The sequence below is a fragment of the Stenotrophomonas sp. 71799_Sma genome, from assembly GCF_056482505.1.
This window is the reverse complement of record NZ_CM151202.1, coordinates 1,572,150-1,598,242: the sequence shown is the minus strand read 5'-3', so window position 1 is coordinate 1,598,242 and position 26,093 is coordinate 1,572,150. Positions and strand designations below refer to the sequence as shown.

Below are 26,093 nucleotides of genomic sequence, written 5' to 3'. Positions count from 1 at the left end.
GCTTGCCAAGCGATGTGGCTCAGCCTGTGACCGGCGGCACAGCCAGCACCTGGCCCAGCCCGGCCAGGCGCTGGGCCAGTTCGTCGCGCAGGCCCGGCGGCGTGGTCCACAGCGCCACCGGCACGCGGTCCAGGCTCAGGATCTGCGCCAGCATCATGCCCCGGCTCTCAGCACCCATGCGCAGCAGGCAGTGCTCGGCGCCGTCCGCCTCCAGCACCCCGCACCAGGGCGGAATGCGCCCTTCCAGCTCGGCGCGGCTGCCGGCCAGGCGCAGGATCGCCTGCAGCGCGAACGGGGCCTGGCTGACTGCCTGCCGCACCATTACATCCGGCGGTGCCGGGGTGCGTCGGTGCATGCCCGGCTCGGAGCATTCGCGTACCGCGCCCATCCGGTCCACGCGCAGGGTGCGCCAGTCCTGGCGGCCCAGATCCCAGGCCAGCAGGTACCAGCGCCGCCCGTAATTGACCAGGTGCTGGGCCTCGACCTCGCGCTGGGTCACCGCGTCCTGCGCACTGCGGTACTCGAAGGCCAGCCGCGCCGCCTGCCGGCAATGCAGGGCCAGCCGGCCCAGCAGGCGTGCATCGGTTGACGGAAGATCGGACAGGGTAGCCGTCGCTGCATGCACCTCGCCTGCCTGCTGGCGACGGCGGGCCGGCACCAGCGGGTCGAGCTTGGACAGCAGGCCACGCGCGGTGTCGTCGATCCCGGCGACGGTGGCCGAGGCCGCACGCAGCGCGATGGCCAGGGTGGTCGCCTCCTCCTCGTCCAGCAGCATCGGCAACACCGGCGCGCCGGACCCCAGCTGGTAGCCGCCACCAACGCCGGCCGAGGCCTGTACCGGGTAACCCAGCTCGCGCAGGCGCTCGATGTCACGGCGGATGCTGCGCCGGTCCACACCCATGCGCTCGGCCAGTTCGGCCCCGGACCACTGGCGGCGGGCCTGCAGCAGGGCGATCAGGCGCAACAGTCGATGGGCGGTATGGCGCATGAAGGATCGAGGACAGAAGTCGTCCGCAATAGTGCCCCAGGATGAGCTCCAGTTCACCACCCACCGCAAGGAGCAATGCCATGACATCCCGCCAGATCACCCTGTACCACGCCGCCCGTTCACGCTCGAGCGGCGCCGTGGCCCTGCTCGAAGCGCTGGGTGCCGACTACCGCATGCAGGTGCTGGACCTGAAGGCCGGCGCCAACCTGGCCCCGGCCTACCTGGCCATCAACCCGATGGGCAAGGTGCCGGCCATCGTCCACAACGGCGCACTGGTGACCGAACAGGTGGCGATCTACCTGTACCTGGCCGACCTGTACCCGGAAGCCGGGCTGGCCCCGCCGATCGGCGACGCCCTGCGCGGCCCCTACCTGCGCTGGATGGCCTTCTACGGCGCCTGTTTCGAGCCGGCGATGATCGACAAGGCGATGCATCGCGAGCCGCCGCCGCGCCTGATGTCGCCCTACAACGACGCGGAGACGGTGCTGCAGGTGATCGAAGCCCAGCTGGCGCAGGGGCCGTACCTGCTCGGCGAGACGATGAGCGCCGCCGACGTGCTGTGGGGCAATGCGCTGGCCTGGACCACCGCCTTTGGCCTGGTGCAGCCGGCGCCGGCCACGGCTGATTACATTGCACGGATGAGTGCGATGACCGCTTTCGACCGTTCGCGGCAGATCGATGCGGAGCTGGCAGCGGCCTGAGGCATGCCGACGGGCGCGGCCGGGCGCTACCGGGGGGGACCCGGAATTCCAGTAGATCCACGCCATGCGTGCATGACCCGCCCGCCGTGCCTGCGGGACGGAAAGCAGCCAGGCATGGCCTGGCTCTACTGGGCCGGCGCGCGCGCTGGGATGCGGGTAGAATTGCCCGCTTTCCCGCCACCCGAATGGATTAAGCGCCATGACCGGGACGCCAGACGTCTTTCCGCCCGCCACGCCGGGCGGTACCCCGCTCGTTGCCCTGCCCGCCGGTCCGCGCAAGCCCGACCAGGTGAAAGGCAAGCTGTACATCAAGACCCACGGTTGCCAGATGAACGAGTACGACTCGGCCAAGATGGCCGACGTGCTTGCCGCCAGCGATGGGCTGGAACTGACCGACAGCCCGGACGACGCCGACGTCATCCTGGTCAATACCTGCTCCATCCGCGAGAAAGCGCAGGAGAAGGTATTCAGCCAGCTGGGCGTATGGAAGAGCCTGAAGAACAAGGGCCGCGAGGTCATCATCGGCGTGGGCGGCTGCGTCGCTTCGCAGGAAGGCGAGGCAATCATCAAGCGCGCGCCGTTCGTCGACCTGGTGTTCGGCCCGCAGACCCTGCACCGCCTGCCGGAATTGATCCGTGCACGGCGCGAGCAGAAGCGCCCGCAGGTGGACATCAGCTTCCCTGAGATCGAGAAGTTCGACCGCCTGCCCGAGCCACGCGCCGAAGGTGCTTCGGCCTTCGTCTCGATCATGGAAGGTTGTTCCAAGTACTGCTCGTTCTGCGTGGTGCCCTACACCCGCGGTACCGAAGTCAGCCGCCCGTTCGAGGACGTGGTGGTGGAGGTGGCGCAGCTGGCTGCACAGGGCGTGCGTGAGATCAACCTGCTCGGCCAGAACGTCAACGCCTACCGTGGGCCCTATGGGGACGGCGAGTTCGCCGACCTCGGCCTGCTGATCCGCACCATCGCCGAGATCGATGGCGTCGGCCGCATCCGCTTCACCACCTCGCATCCGCTGGAGTTCAGCGATTCGCTGATCGACGCGTTCCGCGACGTGCCGCAGCTGGCCAACTTCCTGCACCTGCCGGTACAAGCAGGCAGCGACCGCGTGCTGTCGGCGATGAAGCGTGGCTACACCGCACTGGAATTCAAGTCGAAGATCCGCAAGCTGCGCGCGGTGCGCCCGGACATCTCGATCAGCTCGGACTTCATCGTCGGTTTCCCCGGCGAGACCGATGCCGACTTCGAGAAGACCATGAAGCTGATCGAGGACATCGGCTTCGACCACAGCTTCTCCTTCATCTATTCGCGTCGCCCGGGTACACCGGCTGCGGATCTGGAGGACACGATCAGCGATGCCGAGAAGCACGCGCGCCTGTCGCGCCTGCAGGAACGCATCAATGCGCATGCCGCCGGCATCTCCGAGAAGATGGTCGGTACCGTGCAGACCGTGCTGGTGGAAGGCCCTTCGCGCAAGAACCCGAACGAGCTGACCGGCAAGACCGAGAACATGCGTTCGGTGAACTTCCCGGCGCCGGCACGATTGATCGGCCAGTTCGTGGACGTGGTGATCACCGAAGCGCTGACCAATTCGCTGCGCGCGCGCGTGGTGGCGGAATAAGGTTAGGGTGTGCCGACCAACGGTCGGCACCCACCGGAGTTGATGCCGGCCAGCGGCCGGCACTACCGGATGGCATGCCCTAATCCAACCGTTTGCGGAAGCGCAGGATCGCCAGGGTCATCATCACCACGATGAAGGCCAGCAGCGCCAGTGCATCGTGCCACAGCTCCCACAGCGAGGCGCCGCGCAGCATGATGCCGCGCACCAGGCGCAGGAAGTGGGTCAGCGGCAGCACTTCGGCCAGCCACTGCACCGGCCGTGGCATGCCGGCGAACGGGAACATGAAGCCCGACAGCAGGATCGACGGCAGGAACAGGAACAACGTCATCTGCATCGCCTGGAACTGCGAGCGCGCGCGCGTTGAGATCAGCAGGCCCAGCGCCAGGTTGGCCAGCACCAGCAGCACCGCGGCCAGATAGATGTCCAGCAGGCTGCCGCGGATCGGCACCTGGAACAGCCAGGTGCCCAGCACCAATACCAGCGTGGTCTGCAGCAGACCGATGGCCGCATAGGGCAGCACCTTGCCGACCATCAGTTCGCTGCGCGACACCGGTGTGGCGATCAGCAGTTCCATGTTGCCGCGCTCGCGTTCGCGCACCACCGCTACGGCCGTGAACATCACCAGGGTCATGGTCAGGATCACCCCGATCAGGCCCGGCACGATGTTCACCGCCGAACGCCGCTGCGGGTTGTAGAAGCTGGTCACGCTGATCGGACCACCAGCGATGCTGCCTTCGCGCAGCGGCCGCGTGTTGCTGGTCGGGCGCGTATCCAGCGGCACCTGCGCCAGCTGGATCGCCGCGCTCTGCACCACGGTGTCGCTGCCATCGACCAGCACCTGCACCGCCTCGCGTCCATCGAAGCGACGACGCTCGAAGTCGGCCGGCACCACGATGCCGACACTGATTTCGCCACGGCGCAGCGCCTGCATCAGTTGATCGGGCGTGTACGCCTCGCTGCGCGGCGTGATCACGCCGGTGGCGACCATGTCCTGCACCAGCGCGCGTGACGCCGCGCTGTTGGCCTGGTCGGCGACACCGGCGTTGAGATGGCGCAGGTTGAGATTGATCGCGTAGCCGAACAGCAGCAGCTGCATCACCGGAATGCCGACGATCATCGCCAGCGTGATGCGGTCGCGGCGCAGCTGCCGCAGCTCCTTGAGCATGATCGCCCACAGGCGGCGCAGGTTCATGCCGCCGGCTCCCGGCCACGGCCGCGGGTGGCCGCCACGAACACGTCTTCCAGGTTCGGTGCCACCGCCTCGATGCGGGCCTGAGGATCGGCGCTGGCCAGCGCGCGCCGCAATGCGGCGGCGTCCGCGACATCCTCGCTGCACAATACCCGCAGCTGGGTGCCGATCTGCGCCACGCTCAGCACGCCGGGCAGCTCAGACAGTGCGCGGCTGGCCTGGCGCGGCTGCGTCGAGGTGACCTGCAGCGTGCGGCCGTCCAGCCGTGCACACAGTTCGGCCGGCGTGCCATCGGCCACCAGCGCGCCTCGATCGAGGATCGCCAGCCGGTGGCAACGCTCGGCCTCGTCCATGTAGTGGGTCGACACCAGCACCGTCGTACCGGCATCGGCCAGCTCGAACAGGGCTTCCCAGAAATCGCGGCGCGATTCGGGATCGACCGCACTGGTCGGCTCGTCCAGGAACAGCAGTTCGGGCGAATGCACCACGGCACCGGCCAGGGCCAGGCGCTGCTTCTGGCCACCACTGAGCGTGCCAGCCAGTTGTGGCTGGCGGTCCTGCAGCCGGTATTGCTGCAGCAGTTCGTCGACCCGCTGCCGGGCCTGTGCGCGCGGCAGGTCCTGGATGGCGGCGAGGAACTCCAGGTTCTCGCGCACCGACAGATCTTCGTACAACGAGAAGCGCTGGGTCATGTAGCCGATGCGTCGGCGCAGCGCTTCGGCCTGCTCGGGAACCGCCAACCCCAGCACCTCGATCTGCCCTGCGCTGGGTTCCAGCAGGCCGCACAGCATGCGGATGGTGGTCGACTTGCCAGACCCGTTCGGGCCCAGAAAACCGTATACCTGTCCGCGCGGTACGGTCAGGTCGACGTTGTCCACGGCCAGCAGCTCGCCGAAGCGGCGGGTCAGGCCCTGCGCATGCACCGCGATGTCCGCACCGGTGTTCAGAAGCGCACCTGTACCGGAAGACCCGCTGGCAGTTTCTGCATGTCGCTGTTCCCGTCCACTTCAATCTCGGCCAGATAGCTCAGCCGTTCGACGTCATCGCCGGTCAGTGCGTAGTACGGCGTGAACGATGGTTCGCTACGGATCGCACGTACATGCCCCTTCAGCACGGTGTTGCCGCCTTCCAGCTGTATCTGCGCGGCCTGCCCGACGGTGACCTGCAGACGCAGCGGTTGCGGCAGGTAGACACGCGCATAGGGGCGCTCGCCGACCAGCATCACCGCCAGCGGTGCGCCGATGGGGGCCTGGTCACCCTGCCGGTACGGCAAGGCATCGACCACGCCATCGCGTGGCGCGCGCAGCTGCAGTTTCTGCAGGTTGACCCCCTGCACTACCTGTTGTGCCTGTGCGGCTTCGGCGGCGGCCTGGCCCTGGGCGATGTCCTGCGCGCGGCTGCCATGCACCAGCTCCAGCCAGGCCTGTTCGGCGGCACGCACGCTGGCCTCGGCATTGCCGGCGGCGGCACGTGCGCGATCCAGTTCGGCGGCGGCGATCAGGCGCTGCTGCGCCAACGGCTGGACCCGTCGGTAATAGGCACTTGCTTCGGCAGCCTGTGCGCGCAACGCGGCCAGTTGTGCCTGGGCCTGAGCGATCTGCTCCTGGCGTGGGCCGATCTGCAGTTCTTCCAGCTGCGCCTGCGCACGCGCCGTATCAGCCTGCGCTGCGGCGAACTGCGCGTCTCCCCGCGCCGGGTCCAGCTGCATCAGCACGGTCCCGGCCTTGACCTGCTGGCCCTCGCGCACCTCCACCGTGGCGATCACTTCGGCCGCCGGTGCCGGCACCGTGATCCGGTCCCACTCCAGCGTGCCCAGCGCAGTCGGCGTTGACTGCCCACACCCCACCAGCAGGCCGATGCCCGCCAGTCCGATTCCACGCATCCCGTTGCCGATGCCCATGCCATCCCCTCCTGCGACGGCGACACGGTGCCATGTGCCCCGTGCACCCTCAATGATTCCAATCAGCCCTGACGGTTTTTTCACCACGCGTGGGCAAGCCTTTTGCTGCAAGGCTCCGCACCACCTATCCACAGGTTGATTCGGCATCATTCCACAACCGTTGTGGAAATCCGGCAGGACCCGGCGCTGTTGCTCGCCCGGCAACGAAACCTGCACTGCCATCACGATGAATGCCCCCCGTGCAGGCGCCCCGTGGCAGTGCTGCCGTAGCGACCGGCGACCATGACGCTTTTTTCACCAGGACCTCATGGGCCTTGTGGCACAAGCATTGCGAAGGTCTATCCACAGGTTTCCGCGTGCCCCGTCCACACCGGGTGTGGAAAACGCTGTATCGACCGTCTGCTGGCCGTGTGCCCCGCACGCGCGCTACCCTTGTCCTCCCTGAATACACTGCGGTGGAAGGCGTCCGCCCCACCCCAAGCAATGAAAAGCATCGATCATCGAGACTTCACCCTGTCGCCGGAAGACAACGAGCGACTGGCCAACCTGTGCGGCCCCTTCGACGGGCACCTGCGCCAGATCGAGCTGAAGCTCGGCGTGGAGATCGCAAATCGTGGCTTCGTGTTCCGCATCAGCGGCCCCAACGAAGCCATCGTCGAGGCGCAGAAGCTGGTTGAAGCGCTGTACGCCGAAGCCGGCGAAACGACCTTCGACAACCACGCCATCCACCTGCGCCTGGCGCAGGCCAATGTCGAGCAGATCGCCGAGCGCTCCTACGAAGCGCAGGAGGTTGCGATCAAGGTCAAGCGCGGCACAGTGCGCGGCCGCGGCGCCAACCAGGGCCGTTACCTGCACCAGATCGCCACCCACGACATCAACTTCGGCATCGGCCCGGCCGGCACCGGCAAGACTTTCCTGGCCGTGGCCAGCGCGGTCGAAGCCCTGAATGAATCGCGGGTGCAGCGCCTGATCCTGGTGCGCCCGGCGGTGGAGGCCGGCGAGAAGCTTGGCTTCCTGCCCGGCGACCTGAGCCAGAAGGTCGATCCCTACCTGCGACCGCTGTACGACGCCCTGTACGAGATGATGGGCGTGGAAAAGGTGGTCAAGCTGCTGGAGAAGAACGTCATCGAGATCGCGCCGCTGGCCTATATGCGCGGCCGCACGCTCAACGATGCGTTCGTGATCCTGGACGAAGCACAGAACACCACCATCGAGCAGATGAAGATGTTCCTGACCCGCCTGGGCTACGGTTCCACTGCGGTGGTCACCGGTGACCTGACCCAGACCGACCTGCCCAAGCACGTGAAGTCCGGCCTGCGCGACGCCATCGACGTGCTGCGTGAGGTCGAGGGCGTCAGCTTCACCTTCTTCGAATCCCGTGACGTGGTCCGCCACCCGCTGGTCGCGCGCATCGTGAGCGCGTACGACCGCCGCGACCTGCATCAGATCCAACCTGGAGCAACTCCATGACCCGTGGTCCCGTGCGATTGGACGTCGCCGTCAGCTATGCCCTGCCGCGCGCCGGCCTGCCGGCGGCAGTGAGCTTCCGCAAGTGGGTGGCCGCCGCGTTGAAGGGCCGCATCCGCGAGGCCGATCTGGCCATCCGCGTGGTCGATGCCAAGGAAGGACAGTCACTGAACCGCCATTACCGCGGCAAGGACTACGCCACCAACGTGCTCAGCTTCCCGGCCGAAGTGCCCGAAGGCCTGCCCAAGGGCGTCAAATTCCCGCTGCTGGGTGACCTGGTGATCTGTGCTCCGGTCGTGGCACGGGAGGCCGATGAACAGAGCAAGGCGCTCAATGCCCATTACGCGCATCTGACCGTGCACGGCGTGCTGCACCTGCTCGGCTGGGACCACGAGGACGACAAGGAAGCCGAGGCGATGGAGCAGCTGGAGCGGGAAATCCTGGCCGAGCTGGGCATCGACGATCCATACGCGGGCGAGCGCTGAGCGGGCCACCGCCCGTCGCCAGGAACACGAGAGGAACAAGGATGACCTCGGGAAACGGCTCAATGATGTTTGTGATCGGCGCCACCTTGTTCGCCATGCTGCTGGTGCTGGGCGCGTATGCCGTGCGCCGCATCAGCGCCCACGAACCCAGCGGCAGGCACTGGCTGCTGCGCAGCCTGGCCCTGCTCTCGCCCTTGTGCCTGCTGGCCGGGCTGGCGATCGGCATGATCGGCCCGCACCTCAGCGGACGGTTGGAACCGGCCCATCTCCCCGGTCTGCTTGAAACGTCGATGGTGCTGACGCTGGTGGGTGCACTGACCCTTCCGCTCCTGTGGCGGATGATCGTGCACCGCCGCCTGGGCCGCTCCGTGAACGCACTCCCGTTCTTCCACGCCAGCCGTACCTCGCTGCTGGTGCTGTTCGTGCTGGCTGTGATCTACATGAAAGTGGCCAGGACCGCGGCAGTGGAACTGATGCCCTGGCTGACCAGCCCGGGCCTGTGGCCGGCGGTGGCGCGCATCGCGGGGCAATCGATGCAGGTCGCCATGCTTGCGGTCATGTTGACGCTCTCACTGATGGTCGTACGGCGGGCGATGACCGGTTTCCTGCGCCTTCTCAACGGGCTGTTCCGGCGCTCGCCGGGGCTATGATGGCGGCCCTTCGCCTGCGGAAACCGACCGTGTCACTGCGCTGCTGCCTGCCCCTGCTCTGTGCCCTCGCCGCTCCCTCCGCCTTCGCCACCCGCCTGGACCTGCCGGCCCTGATCGAATGCCGCCAGGGCGTGGCCGAGCAGGCCGCGCTGGCGCCGCTGCTGGCCGATCCGCTGAAGGCCGTGGCCCAGGGCCTGCAACCGCTGCCGCAGGGCAACCAGTTCATGAGCGAGTTCCGGCTGGCCAGCCCGATCACCGTCTTCGGCCAACAGACCGAGCGGGTGGCGGTGGCCGGCGCCAGCATCATGGCGGTGCTCGACCAGGCCGACCCACGCCCGCTGGCCAAACGGCTGGAATTGGAGACCGGCTACGACCAGGACGGCAAGTTCATGGCCGGCCGCGAACTGGTCAGCCGCGACGTGACCGACCCGAAGACCGGCGAGGCCCAGATCGAGTCGATCATCCTCAGCGTCTCCACCGTGGCCTCCCACCCCGGCAAGACCCTGGCCGGCTGCACCTACAGCCTGGACCTGCCCGAGGAGGAGCCGGCCCCGGCCGCCCCAACCCCGGCCACCGGCAGTCACTGACAGGCCGTCACATCCTGCTAGACTTGGGTCAACGCCCGGCCTGCCGGGTGCCTTTTTTCCAGAGATGTCAGAAGACGACAGTAGTAGCTCCCCTGCGGAGCACAGTGAAAAGAAGCGCGGCTGGCTTGAACGCCTGACCTCCGCCTTCTCCGGCGAACCCCATACCCGCGACGAGCTGGTCGCTGTCCTGCACACTGCGCAGGAAGAGGGTCTGATCGCCGCCGATACCCTGAAGATGATGGAAGGCGCCATTTCAGTGGCCGAGCTGACCGTGGGCGACGTGATGATTTCGCGCTCGCAGATGGTCTCGCTGCCGGTTGAAGCGCCCTTCCTGGAACTGATGAAGCAGGTGGTCGAATCCGGCCATTCGCGCTTCCCGGTACACGGCGAGAACAAGGACGACATCCTTGGCATCCTGTTGGCAAAGGACCTGCTGCGCGGCGTGGTTGCCGACAACGGCCCGGCCAACGTGCGCGAGCTGCTGCGCCCGGCGGTGCTGATCCCGGAAGCGAAGAAGCTCAACGTGCTGCTGAAGGAATTCCGCCTGTCGCGCAACCACATGGCCATCGTGGTGGACGAGTACGGCGGTGTCGCCGGCCTGGTCACCATCGAGGACGTGCTGGAACAGATCGTCGGCGAGATCGACGATGAGCATGACGAGGCCGAGGATCCCTCGGCGCAGATCGCGATCCAGTCCGACGGCCAGTACGTGGTCGACGCGCTGACCCCGATCGGCGACTTCAACGAGCGTTTCGGCGCGACGTTCTCCGACGAGGACTACGACACCATCGGCGGCCTGGTCACCGAGGCCGTGGGCCACCTGCCGGAAGTCGGTGACGAGCTGGCGCTGGACCGCTTCATGTTCCGCGTGGCCCGCGCCGATGCGCGCCGGGTACAGGCCTTCCACGTGACCGTGCTGCCGCCGGACGCGCAGGACGACGCTTGAAGCGCCGCGGCCTGATCCTCATGGTGTGGCTGGCACTCTACGTGCTCGCCATGGCCCTGCCGCTGGCCGCCGTCGCGCAGGCGGCGCCGGCCACACCTGCCGTGCCCGCGGCCAGCGCTGAAGCCCCTGCTCCGCGCATCGGCGTGGTGACCATGCAGCCGGGCACGGTGTTCTTCGAACGCTTCGGCCATGACGCCATCGTGGTGGTCGATCCGCTCAGCGGTGAAGCGACCTCGTACAACTTCGGCTACTTCGATCCGTCCGAGGACGATTTCATCAGCCGCTTCGCGCGCGGCGACATGATGTACTACCTGGTGGCGCTGCCGCTGCAGCAGGACCTGTCGTACTACGACGAGACCGGCCGTGGCGCCAGCGTGCAATGGCTGGACCTGCGCCCGGACCAGGCGCGCTCGCTGGCCGCCGGCCTGGCCGAGCGGGCCAAGCCGGAAAACGCGCGTTACCACTACGATTACTACACCGCCAACTGCGCGACGATGGTGCGCGACACGCTGGACAAGGCGCTCGGCGGCGGCCTGCAGTCGCAGCTGTCGGGACGCTCGCGTGGCAACACCTATCGCAGTGAATCGGTCCGTCTGGCCTCGCCGGCACCATGGATGTGGCTGGGCTTCGATGTGGGCCTCGGACCGTTCGCCGACCAGCCGCTGTCGCGCTGGCAGGAAGCGTTCGTCCCGATGCGCCTGGCCGATGCCCTGCGCCAGGCACGCAACAGCGATGGCCGGCCGCTGGTGCAGTCCGAACAGGAACTGTTGCCGCACCGCATCGATCCGGAGCCGAAGGAGTTCGCACGCCGCTGGTGGCCGTGGCTGCTGTGCGGCCTGGTGATCGCCGCTGGCGTGCTGGCACTGCGCAACCGCCCGCGCCTGCTGGCCGGGCTGGCCCTGCCGTTCTGGCTGCTGTGCGCCCTGTTCGGTGGCGTGCTGGTGTTCCTGTGGGGCTTCAGCATCCACTACGCCGCATGGGCCAACCGCAACCTGCTGCTGCTTTCGCCACTGGCCGTGCTGCTGCTGCCGGGCGCGATCGCACTGCTGCGCCGGCGCGTGCCGGGACGCATGTTCAGGATCGTGCTGTGGCTGCTGGCGGTACAGGCGGTGGCCGCGCTGGTGCTGCACTGGCTGAGCCTGCAGGCGCAGTACAACGTGCAGTGGATCGTGCTGCTGCTGCCGGTGCACGTGGCACTGGCGTGGGTGCTGGCGCGTCGTCCTCACTTGTCCGAAACACGGCCCTGACGCACGATGGCGGGCATGTCATTGCCCGCCTCCGCTTCCGCCCCCGCTTCGGCCAACCCTACCTGCGTCATCAACTGCGTCCACTACGATGACGAGGGCAAGCGCCACGACATCAGCCTGGATGCCATCAGCGATGTCATTGCCAGCGGCAACGGCTTCGTCTGGGTCGGCCTGTACGACCCCAACGAAGACGTGCTGCTGAAACTGCAGGAAGAATTCTGCCTGCACGACCTGGCCATCGAGGATGCGCGCAACGCGCACCAACGGCCCAAGGTCGAGACCTATGGCAACTCGTTGTTCGTGGTGGTGACCACCGCGCAGATGGTCGACGAACGCATCCAGTATGGCGAAACCCATGCCTTCCTCGGCCCGCGCTTCCTGGTGACGGTCCGCCACGGCGCCTCGCTGTCCTACGCGCCGGTGCGCGCACGCGTCGAGCGCGAGCCGCAGCTGCTGAAGATGGGCCCGTCGTACTGCCTGTACGCGGTGACCGACTTCGTGGTCGACAACTACCTGCCGATCGTGCACCGCTTCCGCGACACCCTGGACCTGCTGGAAAAGGACATCTTCGCCGACACCTACAAGCGCAGCACGGTGGTGCGGCTGTACGAGCTCAAGCGCGAACTGAACAAGATGCGGATGGCGGTGGCGCCGCTGCAGGATGTGCTGGCGCAGCTGCGCCGCTACCAGGGCGAGCTGATCCCCGACGAAGTGAAGCTGTACATCCGCGACGTCCACGACCACGCAGTACGCATCAGCGATGTGATCGACACCCTGCGTGAGATGCTGGGCACCGCGCTGAGCGTGAACCTGTCGCTGGTGACGCTGGCGCAGGGCGAGACGGTCAAGCGCCTGGGCGCATGGGCCGCGCTGCTGGCGGCGCCGACGCTGATCACCAGCTGGTACGGCATGAACTTCAGCCACATGCCGGAGTTGAGCGAGCCGTGGTCGTACCCGCTGATGATCGTGGGCGTGGGCGGTGTGTGCGTGGGGCTGTACCGGTTGTTCAAGCGCGCGAAGTGGTTGTGAGGGGTATCGACCAACGGTCGATACCCACCGCGCAGGTAGGCCACGACCGTTGGCCGTGGCGCATGACCCGCTTCTGGTAGTGCCGGCCGCTGGCCGGCAACCAGGCAATGCCGGCCAGCGGCCGGCACTACCGTTCGGCATCAAGCCACGTAGACGGTCTTGATGTTCATGAACTCATGGATGCCGTGGTCGGCCAGCTCCCGGCCGAAACCGGACTGTTTGCTGCCGCCGAACGGAAGCCGCGCGTCGCTCTTGACGATGGCGTTGACGAACGCGGCACCGCATTCCATGCGCTGCGCGAAACGTTCGCCGCGCACCGGATCGCGCGTCCACACGCTGCCGCCCAGGCCGAAGCGGGTGTCGTTGGCCACGCGCAGTGCCTCGGCCTCGTCAGCGACACGGATCACCGCAGCCACCGGCCCGAACAGCTCCTCGTCGTAGGCCGGCATGCCCGGGCCGACCTGATCGAGCACGGTGGCCGGATAGCCGGCATGTGTACCCGCAATCGGCTCACCACCCAGCAGTACCCGCGCGCCCTTGGCCACGCTGGCCTGCACCTGCTTGTGCAGTTCGTCACGCAGATCGGCACGGGCCATCGGCGCCAGCGTGGTACCGCGCTCGTCCGGATCACCGTACTGGCGCTCGGCCGCGGCTTCCACGAAGCGCCGGGTGAACTCATCGGCCACCGCCTCGACCACGATGAAGCGCTTGGCCGCGATGCAGGTCTGCCCGCTGTTATCGAAGCGCGACTTCACCGCAGCCGCCACGGTCTTGTCGAGGTCGGCATCGTCGAGCACCACGAAGGCATCGCTGCCACCCAGCTCCATCACCGACTTCTTCAGCTGGCTGCCCGCGTTGGACGCGATCGAGCGCCCTGCCCGCTCGCTGCCGGTCAGTGTCACCGCCTTCACCCGTGCGTCGCGCAGCACCTCGGCCGCCTGGTCGTTGTCGATGTGCAGCACATCGAACACGCCGTCAGGCAGGCCACCGTCACGGCATACCGCCAGGATCAGGTCGGCGCACTGCGGCACGTTGCTGGCGTGTTTGAGCAGGGCCACGTTGCCTGCCATGAACGCCGGGGCGAGGAAACGGAACACCTGCCAGATCGGGAAATTCCACGGCATCACCGCGAACACGCAGCCGATCGGCTCGTAGCGCACATAGCTGCGCTGGGCTTCGGTGTCGATCAGCTGCGGCTTGAGATAATCAGCTGCGTGGTCGGCGTAGAACTCGCAGGCCGCCGCGCACTTGTCGACCTCGGCCAACGCCTCTGCCTTGAGCTTGCCCATCTCGTGGGTCATCGCCTGCTGCAGATCATCGCGGCGCGCACGCAGTTGGCCAGCGATCTGCTTGAGGATCGCCCCCCGCTCCTGCAGCGAGCGCTCGGCCCAGCCGGGGAAGGCATCGGCAGCAGCCTGCAGGCGCTGCTCGATGTCGGCAGCACCCATCAGTTCATGGCGGTAGGTCACCTGGCCGGTGGCCGGGTCGACAATCTCGACGGTCATGGGGGATCTCCATCTGGAAGACCCCCATTGTGCGCCGCCGGCCGTGAGCCGGATGTTGCCGACGCTGTCGACAAACCGTGTGCTCAGCCGTTTTCCTGCCGCGCCAGCTGCAGGTCGCGCTGGCGCCGTTTCTCGGCGCGGGCGTTGATGTACCAGCCGATCACCGCGGCGATCGATACCGCCGACACCAGCAGCGTGGCCAGTGCATTGATCTTCGGGCTGATACCCATGCGCACCGAGGCGAACACCTTCATCGGCAGCGTGGTCGAGCCCGGCGTGGCGACGAAGCTGGCCACCACCACGTCATCCAGCGACAGGGTGAACGCCAGCAGCCAACCGGCCACCAGCGCCGGCGCGATGATCGGCAGGGTGATGCGCCCGAACACGGTCAGCCGGCTCGCGCCCAGGTCCATCGCGGCTTCTTCCAGCGACAGGTCCATTTCCTGCAGCCGCGAGGACACCACCACGGTGACGAAGCACAGGGTGAAGGTGACGTGGGCGATCCAGATGGTGGTCAGGCCGCGCGCCGGGAAGCCGGGAATCGCGCCCATCGAGGCCAGCAGCGCCATCAGCGAGAAGCCCAGGATCACATCCGGCATCACCAGCGGCGCGGTCACCAGCGCGCCGAACAGCGGCTTGCCACGGAAGCGCTTGAAGCGCGTCAACACCATTGCCGCCAGCGTGCCCAGCACGGTGGCGGTACAGGCGGTCCAGAACGCGACCACCAGGCTGGTCCACATCGCATCCATCAGCGCGCGGTCGGCGAACAGGTCGCTGTAGGCGCGGGTAGAGAACCCGGCCCAGACCATCGCCAGCCGCGAGCTGTTGAACGAATAGAACATCAACAACAGGATCGGCAGGTACAGGAAGGCGAAGCCGAGCAGCAGCACACCCAGCCCGAGGCCCTTTGCGCTACGCGGGCTCATGCCTGCTTCCCTTCCAGCAGGCGCTGCTGGGAACGGTTGAACAGCAGGATCGGCACCAGCAGCAACAGGATCATTGCCACCGCCATCGCCGAGGCGCCCGGCCAGTTGCGGTTGTTGAAGAACTCGTTCCACAGCTGGCGGCCCACCATCAGCGTCTCCGAGCCACCCAGCATTTCCGGGATTACGAATTCACCGATCGCCGGGATCATCACCAGCATGCAACCGGCGATGATGCCGGCCTTGGACAACGGCAGGGTGATGCGCAGGAACGCCTGCCACGGCTTGGCACCAAGGTCGTAGGCGGCTTCCAGCAGGCGGTGGTCATGCTTGACCAGGTTGGCGTACAGCGGCAGCACCATGAACGGCAGGTAGCAGTAGACGATGCCGATGTAGGCGGCGGTCGGGGTGTCGATCAGCTGCAGTTTCGGCAGGCCCATCGACGTCATCAGCGTCTGCAGGCCGGTGAACTGCAGGAACTGGTCGAGCAGGCCGTTGCGGTCCAGGATCGCCTTCCATGCATACACGCGGATCAGGAACGAGGTCCACGACGGCAGCACCACCAGCATCATCGCCACGTTACGCGCGGCCGGCGACAGGCGGGCGATGGCGTAGGCCATCGGGTAGCCGATCAGCAGGGTCAGGAAGGTCGAGATCGCCGCGATCTTGATCGAGCTCAGGAACGCCTGCGCATAGATCGAGTCGCGGAACAGCGCCAGGTAGTTTTCCAGGTTCAGCTTCAGCGAGAAGCCGCCATCGGCGTACTGCAGCAGCCAGGTGTACGGCGGCGAGCCGACCCGGCTGAGCGAGAAGCTGATCATCAGCACGATCAGGAACGGCACTGCGAAGAACAGCAGCAGCCACAGATACGGAATGCCGATCACCGTGCCACGCAGCCCCGGCAACCAGCGCTTCAGGCCGGCGACGCTCATGAGGTCAGCACCACGCCGTCGTTGTCGCGCCAGTGCACCCACACCTCGTCGCCCCAGGTGAGGCCATCACTGGCCCAGCGCTGCGAGTTGGCGAAGTTGGCCAGTACCTTGGCACCGCTGGGCAGGCGCACGTGGTACACCGAGTGGCTGCCGAAGTAGGCAATGTCCTCGATCACGCCCTGCGCCTTGTTGGTGTGCCCTTCCGGCTCGTCCTTGCCGATCATCACCTTCTCCGGGCGCAGCGCGAACGCGACCGGCTGCCCTTCATAGCCGGTGATGCCATGGGCGATGTAGATCGGCGCCGGGAACAGCGGCGAGCGCACGGTCACGTACTCGGGAAGGTCCTCGTCGATCACCCCGTCGAACAGGTTGACCGAACCGATGAACTCGGCGACGAAGCGGTTGGCCGGCTGCTCGTAGACCTCGTCCGGCTTGCCGACCTGCTGGATCCAGCCGGCATCCATCACCGCGATGCGGGTGGCCATGGTCATCGCTTCTTCCTGATCGTGGGTGACCATCACGCAGGTCACACCCGACGATTCGATGATGCTGACCAGTTCCAGCTGCATCTGCGAGCGCAGTTTCTTGTCCAGCGCGCCCATCGGCTCGTCCAGCAACAGCAGCTTCGGCCCTTTGGCCAGCGACCGCGCCAGCGCCACGCGCTGCTGCTGGCCGCCGGACAGCTGATGCGGCTTGCGCTCGCCCAGGTGGCCCATCTGCACCAGGTCGAGCATCTCGCCGACGCGCTTGCTGATCGCGTCCTTACCCAGGCCATCCTGCTTCAGGCCGAAGGCAATGTTCTGCTCGACCGTCATGTGCGGGAACAGGGCATAGGACTGAAACATCATGTTGACCGGCCGCTGATACGGCGGCAGCGCGTCCAGGCGCTGGCCGTCGAGGGTGATGCTGCCCTTGGTGGGCGTCTCGAAGCCACCCAGACAGCGCAGCAGGGTCGATTTGCCACTGCCGGAGCCACCGAGCAGGGCAAAGATTTCGCCCTTGCGCACGTCCAGATTGACGTCGTCAACGGCGACGAAACCGTCGAATTCCTTGCGCAGGTCACGAATGGAGAGATAGCCGGGCGCACCGGTCGTGTCGACGACGGTGGCTACCGGCTGGGCTTCAACGGGCATGGGGGCTCCGGGAGCGGGCGGTGGACAGCGGCCGCCATTCTAACGGCCGGGGGCCGCAGGGGATATGACGGGAGCTGGCAAGAGGACGCCGAGGCATTGCCCGCGGCCCCGTCATTCCCGCCCGCTCCCCCACGCACCAGTACAATTGTTACAAAGTAACACCACCCTTCACGCGCCGCCGATCAGTTCTCATTGCCATGATTGTCAGCAAAGTACTCGTATCCGTATGAGTGCTCAGATGCCAGATCACGCGCCGTCCTAGCGACGTAGCGCGCGTCTTCCGGGCTTGGAAACTGCTCGTCCAAATCGGTCGTTCCAAGTGCGAAGGTATCGGAAAAATGAGTTACCTCATGGTAGATGGTCGCCGCCTTTGACCCAGAGGGCACATTGGGACCTACCGGGAGATCGAAAAAACGTGGGCAATAATTCACAACATAGGGAACTGCAGTGGAGATCCAGGCATTAGTGTCTCCAACCATCTCTTCCGGGCAATCGCAAGAAGGTTGCTTGAGCAATGCGAACCGGGTAGCGACTCCCGAGACTGTCTTTCTGATCCGGTCATTGACCGGATTTGCGATGTTAGGATCACCATGCTCACCGAACCACGACCTGTAGCGAGCAGTCTCTTTGAACGTCACGATAATGGATGATTCTCCAAACTCATATCCATAAAGCGACTCCAGATAGTTCTTCGAACTGCGGGCGATACCCGCCGCAGCGGCAATTCCCGCCGTTACCTCCTTTAATCGGGCTGGCGGGCAGGATGCCACTCGGGATGCCTCCTGCGGCGCAGTTTCGGCGCGCTGGCCTGCACGAGGCAGCGGAGCGACGATCAGCATCGAGACGGGAGATGTGGAAGCCTCCTTGTCGATCGCGGCCGCTCCTGCGGCCGCCGTACCGTCAAGAATCCGGTATCTAAGAATCGGAGCGGAAATCTTGTATGTCTGACCTGGACGAAGCTCATAGTTAAGGGAAAGATTGACCTGTCGAACAAGCCGCTGCCCAGGCTCCAGCGTCAGCGTCTTCTCTCGAGCTGCGGCACTCAAGTGGGCAATGATTCCGCGATATGCAGCTGCATCTCCATCTTGCGAAACGACAAGAAACGCATCATTCCACAGCCTTCCATCCTGCAGGACTCTGGGCAGCCCCCTCTCGGGAATGCTGAGCGCCTCTGCGCCGGAATTGATGTAGGTGACGTGGACCACGACGTCAGCCATGGCGGCTCCTGCTGCCTGCTTCATCTGCACGGACAACTGCGCATTTGCGGAAGCAGCCCCAGCCAGAAATATGATTGCGGAACCAATCCAGGATATGGCTTTCATTGTTCACTTCCTTGAGATGTATGGACGACGAGATGCATGGACGACAAGCATCCGTGACATGAGGATGAAAATGCAAGAAGTCGACGAACGAATACTGATCCACTCGCCATTTTCCCGCGTTTTCTGACACTGCGCCCCTGCTCCACGGAATTCTCAGCGGGGGAAAAGCGGCTGCACCCGCTTCACCCCTGCGCCCCCGCAGCGCTTTTCATCGTGGCTGCTTCCATCGCTGATGGACTGCACGGCATTCGCCTTCACTTAAAGGCGCGCTGACCAACGATCGGCAACCACCCGGGCGGTGGATAGCGGCCGTCCCGCCATGCCCATCGGGGCCATCAGCGGATGGCCACCGGCGGCGCCTCCTGCCAGCCCAGGCCCAGGCTCTTCTGCAGGGCCACATAGCGCACCAGCAGCTGCAGGCGCGCCTGTGCGGCGGCATCCTGGGCCTGCAGGCGCTGGCGCTGCACGTCCAGCAGGTCGATCTGCGAGGTCGCCCCAGCCTGCCGACGCTGGCTCATCAGGCCCAGCGAGCGGTCGGCCGAAGCCTCGGCACGGACACTGGCCTGCAACTGCTGCCGCGCAGCGCCGAACCGCGCCAGCGCGGTGTTCGCATCCTGCAGCGCCGCCAGCACCGTGCCCTCGTAGGCCGCCAGCCTGGCCTCGTTACCCGCCCGGGCCTGCGCTACACGGGCCTTGTTCACGCCGAAATCCAACAGCGACCAGCGCAGGAACGGAGCAACGATCGTGGCCGCCGAATCCCGCCCCAGGTCGGACAGCGAAGTGGCTCCGGCGCCGATGCTGCCCAACAGCGTCACCTGCGGAAAGTACGCCGAGAGGGCCTGGCCGATCTGCGCCGACGAAGCTGCCAGCTCGCGCTCGGCCTTGCGTACATCCGGCCGGCGCTGGATAAGCGCGCCCGCATCATCCACCGGCACGCGGGCCGGCAGCGCTGGCAGCGGCTGGTCCGCCGCCAGCCGCGCATCCAGTGCACCGGGCTCGCGGCCAACCATCAGGGCCAGCACATCGCGCGCCTCATCGGCCTGTGCCTGCAGTGGCGGCAGCGCGGCCTGCTGCTGTTGCAGCTGGGCCTGCGCACGTTCCACCTGAAGGTCCGAATCTGCACCGCGCTGGCGGCGCTGGCGGATCAGCTGCAGGCTTTCATCGGCGGCGCGGAGGTTGTGTTCGGCCAGGGCGATACGCTCGCGGCTGCTGCGGTAGCCCAGGTAGACCTGGGTCAGCTCGGCGGCCAGCTGCACCTGTGCGTCGGCCAGTGCTGCCGCATTGGCCTCGGCCTCGGCGGCTGCCTGCTCGGCTGCGCGGCGTCGGCGCCCGAACAGATCCAGTTCCCAGCTGGCGTCGAAACCGGCCACGTACAGTTCGGTGTCAAGATCGATATCAGCGAACTGCTCGCGCAGCTGCGTAGCTTCCTGAGGGCGGCCGTTGGCTTCGGCCACGCCGGCGATGTTCTCGCCAAGGCCGCGCACGCTGTCTTCCAGGGAATCGGGCGCCGTGACGTTGGCGTAGCCGGCGACTGCCCCCACCTTGGGCAGCTGCTCGGCGCGGCGCTGGCGCTGCAGCGCGCGCGAGGCCAGCAGCTTGGCCTGAGCCGCACGCAGGTTGGGGCTGTTGCGCAGCGCCTCGTCCACCAGCTGGTCCAGCAGCGGGTCATTCAGCGCGCGCCACCATTGGCTGGGTGGCGTGGCCGGCTGCACGTCGGCCTGCACGGCGCGTGGCAGCCGTGCCTGTGCGGTGGCATCGCCGGCAACGTCCGGCTTCACGTAATCCGGCCCCAGCATGCAGCCGGCCAGCAGCAGCGGCACCGTGGCAGGCCACAGGCGGCGCAGGCGAAGGGACAGGGCCGGGGAAACAGGCAAGGTCGTCGAAGTCATCAGTGCATCGCCAATGGAACGCCCTTGGGCAGGGGCTTGAGCAGGAAAACCAGTGGCAGGGTCGCCACCACGATCAGGCCGAAGATCCAGAACAGGTCGTTGTAGGCCATCACCATCGCCTGCATCTGCACGGTCTGGGCCAGCACCGCCAGCGCCTGCGTGGCGTCGCCCAGCTGTTGGCCGTAAGCATGCAGCGCATCCTGGGCCACGGTCGAATTGGCGGTGACGCTGCTGCCGATGGCATCCACGTGCAATGTGGTACGGCGCTCCTGGAAGGTGGAGATGATGGCCAGGCCGATCGAACCGCCCAGATTGCGCGCGGCGTTGAACAGGCCCGAGGCATCGCTGGTGTATTCGCGCGGCACCGAGGTGATGGCGGCCTGGTTCAGCGCCATCATCGCCAGCGCCAGCCCGCAGCCCTGCAACAGCTGGCCGATGACAAAGTGCGGGCCGATGCTGTCCGGGGTCAGGCCCAGATTGACGAAGCAGGCGGCGGCAAAGCACAGCATCCCGCCAAACACCATGATGCGCACGTCCACCGTTTCGAGCATCTTCGGCATCAACGGCATCAGCAGGATGGTCGGCAGGCCGGCCAGCAGCAGCACGTAACCGGCCTGTTCGGTGTTGTAGCCGGCGATGATCGCCAGGAACTGCGGGATCATGTACATGACACCGAACAGGATCATGCCCACCGCCATCACCATCACGAACACTGCGCCGAAACTGCGCTGGAACAGGATGTTGAGGCGGATGACCGGCTCCTTGCTGATGAACTGCGAGAGCGCCAGCAGTGCGAACCCCAGCAGCGAGACGATGCTGAGCACCACGATCATGCTCGATTCGAACCAGCGCTCGCGCTGGCCGTCTTCCAGCACCACGGTAAGCGCGGACAGGCCGGCGGTCATGCCGACGATGCCCAGCCAGTCGGCCCGCAGCAGCCCGACCCAGTTCGATTTCTCATGCGGCAGCCCCAGCAGCAGCAAGGCAATCAGGCCAGCGCAGATGGGCACATTGATGAAGAAGGCGTAGTGCCAGCTGACGTTCTCGGTCAGCCAGCCGCCCAGCAGCGGGCCGATCACCGGGCCGAGGATGACGGTCATGCCGAACAGCGCGGTGCCCAGCGGCTGCTGTTTCGGCGGCAAGCGCGTGCCGACGATGGTTAGCGCAGTAGGGATCAACGCTCCGCCGGCAAAGCCCTGCCCTACCCGGCCGGCGATCATCATCGGCAGCGAATCGGCCAGGCCGCACATCACCGAGAACGCGGTGAACAGCGTGGCGCAGATCAGCAGGAACGTGCGCAGGCCCAAGGTTCGAACGAACCAGCCGGTCAAAGGAATCATCACGATTTCCGAGACCAGGAAGGCAGTGGAGATCCAGGTGCCTTCGGTGCCGCTGGCGCCGACCTCGCCCTGGATGGTGGGCAGTGCCGCGTTGACGATGGAGATGTCCAGCGTGGCCATGAACGAGCCGATGGTGCCGGCCGCCACGGCCAGCCACGCACCGGCATCGGCCTTGCCTTCGGCGGCGGGCCCTGCGGAGGCAGTGGTGGCATTCATCGCGCCGACGTGGCCGTGGCCTCGGCCTCGTCCTGGGTGCGCTTGCGCGCGTCCTTGGCGTTGCGGGTGTCCACGGTCACTTCCACCGACATGCCCGGCACCAGCACCTTGCGCGCCTCGGCACCGGCGTCCACCCAGATGCGCACCGGCACGCGCTGCACGACCTTGGTGAAGTTGCCGGTGGCGTTCTGCGGCGGCAGCAGCGCGAACTGCGAGCCGGTGCCGGGCGAGATGCTTTCCACCGTGCCGTGCAGGGTCGTGCCCGGCAGCGCATCGACCTTGATCTCGGCCGGCTGTCCGGCACGCATCAGACCCACCTGGGTTTCCTTGAAGTTGGCACTCAAGTACAGCGACTCGACCGGCACGATGGTCATGGTGCGCGTGCCGGCGGCGACGAACTGTCCCACCTGTACGGTCTTGTTGCCGACACGGCCATCGATGCGCGCGCGAAGCTCGGTGTCCTCGAAGGCGACACGCGCTTGTGCGGCATCGGCCTGGGCCTGCTTCAGACCGGCCTGAGCCTGTTCCAGCTGCGCCTGGCTGGCTTCGATCTGGCTCTGCGCGCCCTGGATCTGCGCCCTGGCCGCATCGTACTGTGCCTGTGCGCGTTCGACGTCGTGACGCAGGCTTTCCACGTGTTCGTGGGTGTCAGCACCGCTGGCAGCCAACGGGGTGAAGCGGGCCAGCTCGGCCTTGCCGAAGCGCAGCGAGGCGGTGGCAGCGGTGAGTTGGGTGCGGGCCTGGAGCAGGCTGGACTGCTGGCCCTGTACGCCGGCGGTGGCCGCCGCGATATCGGCCTCGCGCACGGCGATCACCGCCTCGGCCTGGTCCAGGGTGGCGCGATAGGTGCGCGGGTCAATGCGCAGCAGCGGTTCGCCGGCCTTGACCCACTGGTTGTCCTGCACCAGCACCTCGGTGACGTAGCCGTTGATGCGCGGGGCGACCGCCACGGCGTCGGCCTGCAGGTAGGCATTGTTTGTGTCCTGCAGGTAGCGGCCGACCAGAAGGTGATAGGCCAGCCAAGCGATCAGCACCAGCACGACGAGGATGCCGATGATCGCCAGCATCCACCGCACCTTGGGGTTCTTCAGCGGTGAGGGCTTGGCGTACTCCTTCTGCCGCTCGTTTTCATCGTCGTGGGCGGTGTCGTCGCGCTGGGGCTGTTCGGTCATCGTCTCGTGGCTGTGGTCAGTGCCGTACGGGAAGGTAGGGCAGACGGCGCCGACGCGGAGTGAACGTGGCCATCGCATCAGCGTGAGAACCGACCATCGTCATGTCGCCAATGGCCCGTTGGCAGAACGATACCGACGCCCGGCGACCAACGCCTCCGCCTTGGCCCGTGGCCAATCCATGCAGATGCAACGTTTTTCAGAGCGGAAATCATTGACCCGGCACGCGCTGTCATTGGGGAATCACATCGACCCTCCAGGGAATCCGACATGGCCCAATCCGAATCATCACCGGTTCTCCCCTGCTGCCCGCCCGCATCTACGCCGCTTGACGTCGTGATCATCGGCGCCGGCCAGGCCGGGCTGTCCCTCAGCGCGCTCCTGCAGGAAGCCGGCGTCGAGCATCGCGTGCTGGAGGCCGAAACCGTGGGCGCCAGCTGGCAGCGGCGCTGGGATTCGTTCCAGACCAACACCGCCAACGCGACGATGGCCCTGCACGGCCATGCCTATGCAGGTGACGACCCGGAAGGTTTCATGGGGGCCCCGGAGGTGATCCGGCGGCTGCGCGACTATGCCGACGAACGTTCGTTGCCGATCAGCGAAGGTTGTGCGGTTCAGCGGGTCACGCCCGAATCGGGCGGCTATGCCATCGAAACCAGCCACGGATTGATCCGGGCTGGGGCGGTTGTGGTCGCTACCGGCGAATACCGGCGCGCGCGGATGCCCCGGGTCCCCTTCGCGCCCGCACCGGGTCTGACGGTGCTGCACTCCGGCGACTACCGCAGCCCCCGCCAGCTGCCCGACGGCGGCGTGCTGGTCATCGGCGGTGGCCAGTCCGGCGCGCAGATCGCCCAGGACCTGCGCGACAGCGGTCGCAGCGTGCACTGGTCACTGGCCCAGCGGCATTCGCATACCCGCCGGCTGCGCGGCAAAGACTCGATGACCTGGTGGGACATGGCCGGGCGCATCCACCAGCACGTGAGTGAAGCGGCCGCCGTCCTGGCCGGAGAACCGGATGCGCTGCGCAAGGCCCGCACCGCGGAGTTTCCGCTGATTTCCGGCAAGGGACGTGCCGGCCTGGGCAGCTCGATCAGCCTGCTGGCGATGCACCGCGCAGGCATCAGGTTGCTGGGCCGGTTGCAGGGCTTCGATGGAAACGTCGCCCGCTTCGCCGATGTGCGCCCGCAGCTGCGCACCGCGATCGAGGCGACACGGACCGAATATGCCTATCTCGATTCGCTGGCCAGCGCGTACTACGCCACGCGCCCCGAACCACGCACCGACGATGCCCGCTACATTCCCGACGAGGTCTATCTGCACTGGGAGCCGGACGCCGCCCCGCGTGAACTGGATCTGCAGGCCGCAGGCATCCGCTCGGTGGTGCTGGCCACCGGCTTCGTCGCCGAATGGCCCTGGCTCGACGTGCAGGGCGTGCTGGACGCACATGGCTATCCGCTCGGCGAGTTCGGCGTTTCACCGCATCCGGGGCTGTTCTTCATCGGCATGCACAACCTGCAGCGGATGAGTTCGTCGTTCCTGTGCAACGGCGGTCGCGATGCACGTGACCTGTTGCCGGCGATCCTGCGGCACCTTGACCAGGGCGGCGGTACCGCGCCCGGCCAAGGATGAAGCAATCCGCCGGGCATGGCCCGGCGGCGCCAGACCGGCTTAACGGCCGGTCTTCACCTCGGTCCACAGCCGGGTGTAGAGCTTGTCGGTTTCCGGCGTGTTGATCGAATAGGTGAACATCTTGTCGGCCACGTCGGCCGGCGGGTAGATGGTCGGGTCGGTACGGATCGCCTCATCCACCAGCGGGGTCGCGGTCGGCACCGGATTGGCGTAGTGGATGAAGTTGGTGTTGGCCGCGGCAACCTTCGGCTGCAGCAGGTAGTTGATGAACGCGTACGCGGCTTCCGGATGCTTGGCATCCTTCGGGATCGCCAGCATGTCGAACCACTGCGGGGCGCCTTCCTTCGGGATCGAGTAGGCCACGTGCACGCCATTGCTGGCTTCCTCGGCGCGATCGCGGGCCTGGATGATGTCACCCGACCAGCCGACCACCAGGCAGGTACCGCCGTTGGCCAGCGAGCCCACGTACTGCGAGGAGTGGAAGTTCTGCACGTACGGGCGGATCGACTTCAGCAGGTCGGCCGCCTTCTGCAGCTCGGCCGGGTCGCCGCTGTGCGGGTCCAGGCCCAGGTAATGCAGCGCGATCGGGATCATGTCCGCCGGCGTGTCCAGGATGGTCACGCCGCAGTCCTTCATCTTGCTGATGTTCTCCGGCTTGAACACCAGGTCCCAGCTGTTGGCGATGTCGGTGCTGCCGCCGAAGCGCTGCTTCAGCATCTCCACGTTGTAGCCGATGCCGGTGGTGCCGATCATGTACGGCACGCCGTACTGGTTGCCCGGGTCCTGGGTGGCGATGCGCTTCATCACCGCCGGATCGAGGTTGGCCAGGTTCGGGATCTTGCTCTTGTCCAGCGGCAGGAACACGCCGGCCTGGATCTGGCGACCGAAGAAGTTCAGGGTCGGCACCACCACGTCGTAGCCGCTGTTTCCGGCCAGCAGCTTGGTCTCGACCATCTCATCACTGTCGAACACATCGTAGGTCACCTTGATGCCGCTCTCCTTCTCGAAGGTCGGGATGGTGTCCTCGGCGATGTAATCGCTGTAGTTGTAGACGTTCAGGACCTGGCTGTCCTGCGCGCCGCCGTTGCCACCGCTGCAGGCGGCGAGCATGGCGGAGGCCAGGCCGAGCGTGAGGATACGCAGCTTCATCGGGTGCTCCAGAATGCGGAAAGGGGGGCCGGCGGGGCCGGCGACGGGTGCCAGCCTACCCCCCGGCGGCGGATTTTTC

The 26,093-nt window shown here is 66.5% G+C and carries 23 protein-coding genes; 10 read left to right on the top strand and 13 right to left on the bottom strand.

The window, feature by feature from the left end; translation table 11 throughout:
• Positions 1-19 precede the first annotated feature (19 nt).
• Complete coding sequence (locus ACZK4Z_RS07340) at positions 20-988, bottom strand: helix-turn-helix transcriptional regulator (RefSeq protein ID WP_180837468.1); 969 nt, start codon at positions 986-988, stop codon at positions 20-22.
• Positions 989-1,068: 80 nt separating this feature from the next.
• On the opposite strand from ACZK4Z_RS07340, the gene ACZK4Z_RS07335 reads away from it, so the two are divergent.
• Positions 1,069-1,689: a glutathione S-transferase family protein gene (locus tag ACZK4Z_RS07335; RefSeq protein WP_012510589.1), complete on the top strand. Its 621-nt coding sequence runs from the start codon at positions 1,069-1,071 to the stop codon at positions 1,687-1,689.
• A 199-nt stretch (positions 1,690-1,888) separates the two neighbouring features.
• Positions 1,889-3,307: a tRNA (N6-isopentenyl adenosine(37)-C2)-methylthiotransferase MiaB gene (miaB, locus tag ACZK4Z_RS07330; RefSeq protein ID WP_125893521.1), complete on the top strand. Its 1,419-nt coding sequence runs from the start codon at positions 1,889-1,891 to the stop codon at positions 3,305-3,307.
• Between the two features lie 79 nt (positions 3,308-3,386).
• Here miaB and ACZK4Z_RS07325 read toward each other — a convergent pair whose 3' ends face one another.
• Genes ACZK4Z_RS07325 through ACZK4Z_RS07315 form a run of 3 tightly spaced genes read right to left on the bottom strand, consistent with a single transcriptional unit; the run spans position 3,387 to position 6,396 of the window.
• Positions 3,387-4,499 carry an ABC transporter permease gene (locus ACZK4Z_RS07325; protein ID WP_049399908.1) on the bottom strand — a complete coding sequence of 371 codons (1,113 nt, stop codon included), beginning with the start codon at positions 4,497-4,499 and terminating at the stop codon, positions 3,387-3,389.
• A complete protein-coding gene (locus tag ACZK4Z_RS07320) occupies positions 4,496-5,419 on the bottom strand; it encodes an ABC transporter ATP-binding protein (protein ID WP_049399907.1) in 924 nt (307 codons plus the stop codon). Before ACZK4Z_RS07320 ends, ACZK4Z_RS07325 begins: the two co-directional genes overlap by 4 nt.
• A 20-nt stretch (positions 5,420-5,439) precedes the next feature.
• A complete protein-coding gene (locus ACZK4Z_RS07315) occupies positions 5,440-6,396 on the bottom strand; it encodes an HlyD family secretion protein (RefSeq protein WP_253143293.1) in 957 nt (318 codons plus the stop codon).
• Between the two features lie 483 nt (positions 6,397-6,879).
• Between ACZK4Z_RS07315 and ACZK4Z_RS07310 the strand changes: the two genes are divergently transcribed.
• The 7 genes from ACZK4Z_RS07310 (at position 6,880) to ACZK4Z_RS07280 (ending at position 12,807) form a co-directional block, all read left to right on the top strand.
• A complete protein-coding gene (locus ACZK4Z_RS07310) occupies positions 6,880-7,866 on the top strand; it encodes a PhoH family protein (RefSeq protein ID WP_019337148.1) in 987 nt (328 codons plus the stop codon).
• A complete protein-coding gene (gene ybeY / locus ACZK4Z_RS07305) occupies positions 7,863-8,348 on the top strand; it encodes an rRNA maturation RNase YbeY (protein WP_049399905.1) in 486 nt (161 codons plus the stop codon). The genes ACZK4Z_RS07310 and ybeY overlap by 4 nt, the downstream gene beginning before the upstream one ends.
• A gap of 62 nt (positions 8,349-8,410) precedes the next feature.
• Entirely contained in the window at positions 8,411-8,998 is a 588-nt protein-coding gene (locus ACZK4Z_RS07300; RefSeq protein ID WP_478451275.1) for a hypothetical protein, read from the top strand.
• Positions 8,998-9,585: a hypothetical protein gene (locus ACZK4Z_RS07295; RefSeq protein WP_201118615.1), complete on the top strand. Its 588-nt coding sequence runs from the start codon at positions 8,998-9,000 to the stop codon at positions 9,583-9,585. The genes ACZK4Z_RS07300 and ACZK4Z_RS07295 overlap by 1 nt, the downstream gene beginning before the upstream one ends.
• A 64-nt stretch (positions 9,586-9,649) precedes the next feature.
• Entirely contained in the window at positions 9,650-10,531 is an 882-nt protein-coding gene (locus tag ACZK4Z_RS07290; protein ID WP_005408827.1) for an HlyC/CorC family transporter, read from the top strand.
• 20 nt (positions 10,532-10,551) lie between these two features.
• A complete protein-coding gene (locus ACZK4Z_RS07285) occupies positions 10,552-11,778 on the top strand; it encodes a lipoprotein N-acyltransferase Lnb domain-containing protein (RefSeq protein ID WP_478451538.1) in 1,227 nt (408 codons plus the stop codon).
• Between the two features lie 6 nt (positions 11,779-11,784).
• Positions 11,785-12,807, top strand: coding sequence for a magnesium and cobalt transport protein CorA (locus ACZK4Z_RS07280; protein ID WP_125893509.1), 1,023 nt, complete (start codon positions 11,785-11,787; stop codon positions 12,805-12,807).
• A 140-nt stretch (positions 12,808-12,947) separates the two neighbouring features.
• On the opposite strand, the gene ACZK4Z_RS07275 is transcribed toward ACZK4Z_RS07280, so the two are convergent.
• From ACZK4Z_RS07275 to ACZK4Z_RS07240, 8 genes are all read right to left on the bottom strand, one after another.
• Positions 12,948-14,312: an NAD-dependent succinate-semialdehyde dehydrogenase gene (locus ACZK4Z_RS07275; protein ID WP_478451273.1), complete on the bottom strand. Its 1,365-nt coding sequence runs from the start codon at positions 14,310-14,312 to the stop codon at positions 12,948-12,950.
• An 83-nt stretch (positions 14,313-14,395) separates the two neighbouring features.
• The gene (locus tag ACZK4Z_RS07270) at positions 14,396-15,238 is read right to left on the bottom strand and encodes an ABC transporter permease subunit (RefSeq protein WP_478451272.1); all 843 of its coding nucleotides are present in this window, start codon (positions 15,236-15,238) and stop codon (positions 14,396-14,398) included.
• Positions 15,235-16,167, bottom strand: a complete 933-nt coding sequence (locus ACZK4Z_RS07265; RefSeq protein WP_478451270.1) for an ABC transporter permease subunit — start codon at positions 16,165-16,167, stop codon at positions 15,235-15,237. The genes ACZK4Z_RS07270 and ACZK4Z_RS07265 overlap by 4 nt, the downstream gene beginning before the upstream one ends.
• Positions 16,164-17,300 carry an ABC transporter ATP-binding protein gene (locus tag ACZK4Z_RS07260; RefSeq protein ID WP_478451269.1) on the bottom strand — a complete coding sequence of 379 codons (1,137 nt, stop codon included), beginning with the start codon at positions 17,298-17,300 and terminating at the stop codon, positions 16,164-16,166. Before ACZK4Z_RS07260 ends, ACZK4Z_RS07265 begins: the two co-directional genes overlap by 4 nt.
• A gap of 182 nt (positions 17,301-17,482) precedes the next feature.
• Complete coding sequence (locus ACZK4Z_RS07255; RefSeq protein ID WP_154262985.1) at positions 17,483-18,622, bottom strand: M35 family metallo-endopeptidase; 1,140 nt, start codon at positions 18,620-18,622, stop codon at positions 17,483-17,485.
• A gap of 335 nt (positions 18,623-18,957) precedes the next feature.
• The gene (locus ACZK4Z_RS07250; RefSeq protein WP_478451537.1) at positions 18,958-20,418 is read right to left on the bottom strand and encodes an efflux transporter outer membrane subunit; all 1,461 of its coding nucleotides are present in this window, start codon (positions 20,416-20,418) and stop codon (positions 18,958-18,960) included.
• A 92-nt stretch (positions 20,419-20,510) separates the two neighbouring features.
• Positions 20,511-22,067: a DHA2 family efflux MFS transporter permease subunit gene (locus tag ACZK4Z_RS07245; protein ID WP_478451267.1), complete on the bottom strand. Its 1,557-nt coding sequence runs from the start codon at positions 22,065-22,067 to the stop codon at positions 20,511-20,513.
• Positions 22,064-23,239, bottom strand: a complete 1,176-nt coding sequence (locus ACZK4Z_RS07240; RefSeq protein WP_478451265.1) for an HlyD family secretion protein — start codon at positions 23,237-23,239, stop codon at positions 22,064-22,066. Before ACZK4Z_RS07240 ends, ACZK4Z_RS07245 begins: the two co-directional genes overlap by 4 nt.
• Before the next feature lie 333 nt (positions 23,240-23,572).
• Between ACZK4Z_RS07240 and ACZK4Z_RS07235 the strand changes: the two genes are divergently transcribed.
• Positions 23,573-24,865, top strand: a complete 1,293-nt coding sequence (locus tag ACZK4Z_RS07235) for a flavin-containing monooxygenase (RefSeq protein WP_478451264.1) — start codon at positions 23,573-23,575, stop codon at positions 24,863-24,865.
• Positions 24,866-24,904: 39 nt separating this feature from the next.
• Here the strand turns inward: ACZK4Z_RS07235 and ACZK4Z_RS07230 are convergent, their stop codons facing one another.
• Positions 24,905-26,014, bottom strand: coding sequence for a polyamine ABC transporter substrate-binding protein (locus ACZK4Z_RS07230; protein WP_032127877.1), 1,110 nt, complete (start codon positions 26,012-26,014; stop codon positions 24,905-24,907).
• Positions 26,015-26,093: the final 79 nt, after the last annotated feature.

Bases quoted from the DNA above. Each gene is read 5' to 3' on its own strand.
- ACZK4Z_RS07315 (WP_253143293.1), bottom strand. From the start codon at position 6,396: ATGGGCATCGGCAACGGGATGCGTGGAATCGGACTGGCGGGCATCGGC.
- ACZK4Z_RS07285 (WP_478451538.1), top strand. From the start codon at position 10,552: ATGGTGTGGCTGGCACTCTACGTGCTCGCCATGGCCCTGCCGCTGGCC.
- ACZK4Z_RS07250 (WP_478451537.1), bottom strand. From the start codon at position 20,418: ATGCTGGGGCCGGATTACGTGAAGCCGGACGTTGCCGGCGATGCCACC.
- ACZK4Z_RS07300 (WP_478451275.1), top strand. From the start codon at position 8,411: ATGATGTTTGTGATCGGCGCCACCTTGTTCGCCATGCTGCTGGTGCTG.
- ACZK4Z_RS07310 (WP_019337148.1), top strand. From the start codon at position 6,880: ATGAAAAGCATCGATCATCGAGACTTCACCCTGTCGCCGGAAGACAAC.
- ACZK4Z_RS07275 (WP_478451273.1), bottom strand. From the start codon at position 14,312: ATGACCGTCGAGATTGTCGACCCGGCCACCGGCCAGGTGACCTACCGC.
- ACZK4Z_RS07265 (WP_478451270.1), bottom strand. From the start codon at position 16,167: ATGAGCGTCGCCGGCCTGAAGCGCTGGTTGCCGGGGCTGCGTGGCACG.
- ACZK4Z_RS07255 (WP_154262985.1), bottom strand. From the start codon at position 18,622: ATGAAAGCCATATCCTGGATTGGTTCCGCAATCATATTTCTGGCTGGG.
- ACZK4Z_RS07325 (WP_049399908.1), bottom strand. From the start codon at position 4,499: ATGAACCTGCGCCGCCTGTGGGCGATCATGCTCAAGGAGCTGCGGCAG.
- ACZK4Z_RS07340 (WP_180837468.1), bottom strand. From the start codon at position 988: ATGCGCCATACCGCCCATCGACTGTTGCGCCTGATCGCCCTGCTGCAG.
- ACZK4Z_RS07295 (WP_201118615.1), top strand. From the start codon at position 8,998: ATGGCGGCCCTTCGCCTGCGGAAACCGACCGTGTCACTGCGCTGCTGC.
- ACZK4Z_RS07290 (WP_005408827.1), top strand. From the start codon at position 9,650: ATGTCAGAAGACGACAGTAGTAGCTCCCCTGCGGAGCACAGTGAAAAG.
- ACZK4Z_RS07335 (WP_012510589.1), top strand. From the start codon at position 1,069: ATGACATCCCGCCAGATCACCCTGTACCACGCCGCCCGTTCACGCTCG.
- ACZK4Z_RS07280 (WP_125893509.1), top strand. From the start codon at position 11,785: ATGGCGGGCATGTCATTGCCCGCCTCCGCTTCCGCCCCCGCTTCGGCC.
- ACZK4Z_RS07245 (WP_478451267.1), bottom strand. From the start codon at position 22,067: ATGAATGCCACCACTGCCTCCGCAGGGCCCGCCGCCGAAGGCAAGGCC.
- ACZK4Z_RS07270 (WP_478451272.1), bottom strand. From the start codon at position 15,238: ATGAGCCCGCGTAGCGCAAAGGGCCTCGGGCTGGGTGTGCTGCTGCTC.
- ACZK4Z_RS07230 (WP_032127877.1), bottom strand. From the start codon at position 26,014: ATGAAGCTGCGTATCCTCACGCTCGGCCTGGCCTCCGCCATGCTCGCC.
- miaB (WP_125893521.1), top strand. From the start codon at position 1,889: ATGACCGGGACGCCAGACGTCTTTCCGCCCGCCACGCCGGGCGGTACC.
- ACZK4Z_RS07260 (WP_478451269.1), bottom strand. From the start codon at position 17,300: ATGCCCGTTGAAGCCCAGCCGGTAGCCACCGTCGTCGACACGACCGGT.
- ybeY (WP_049399905.1), top strand. From the start codon at position 7,863: ATGACCCGTGGTCCCGTGCGATTGGACGTCGCCGTCAGCTATGCCCTG.
- ACZK4Z_RS07240 (WP_478451265.1), bottom strand. From the start codon at position 23,239: ATGACCGAACAGCCCCAGCGCGACGACACCGCCCACGACGATGAAAAC.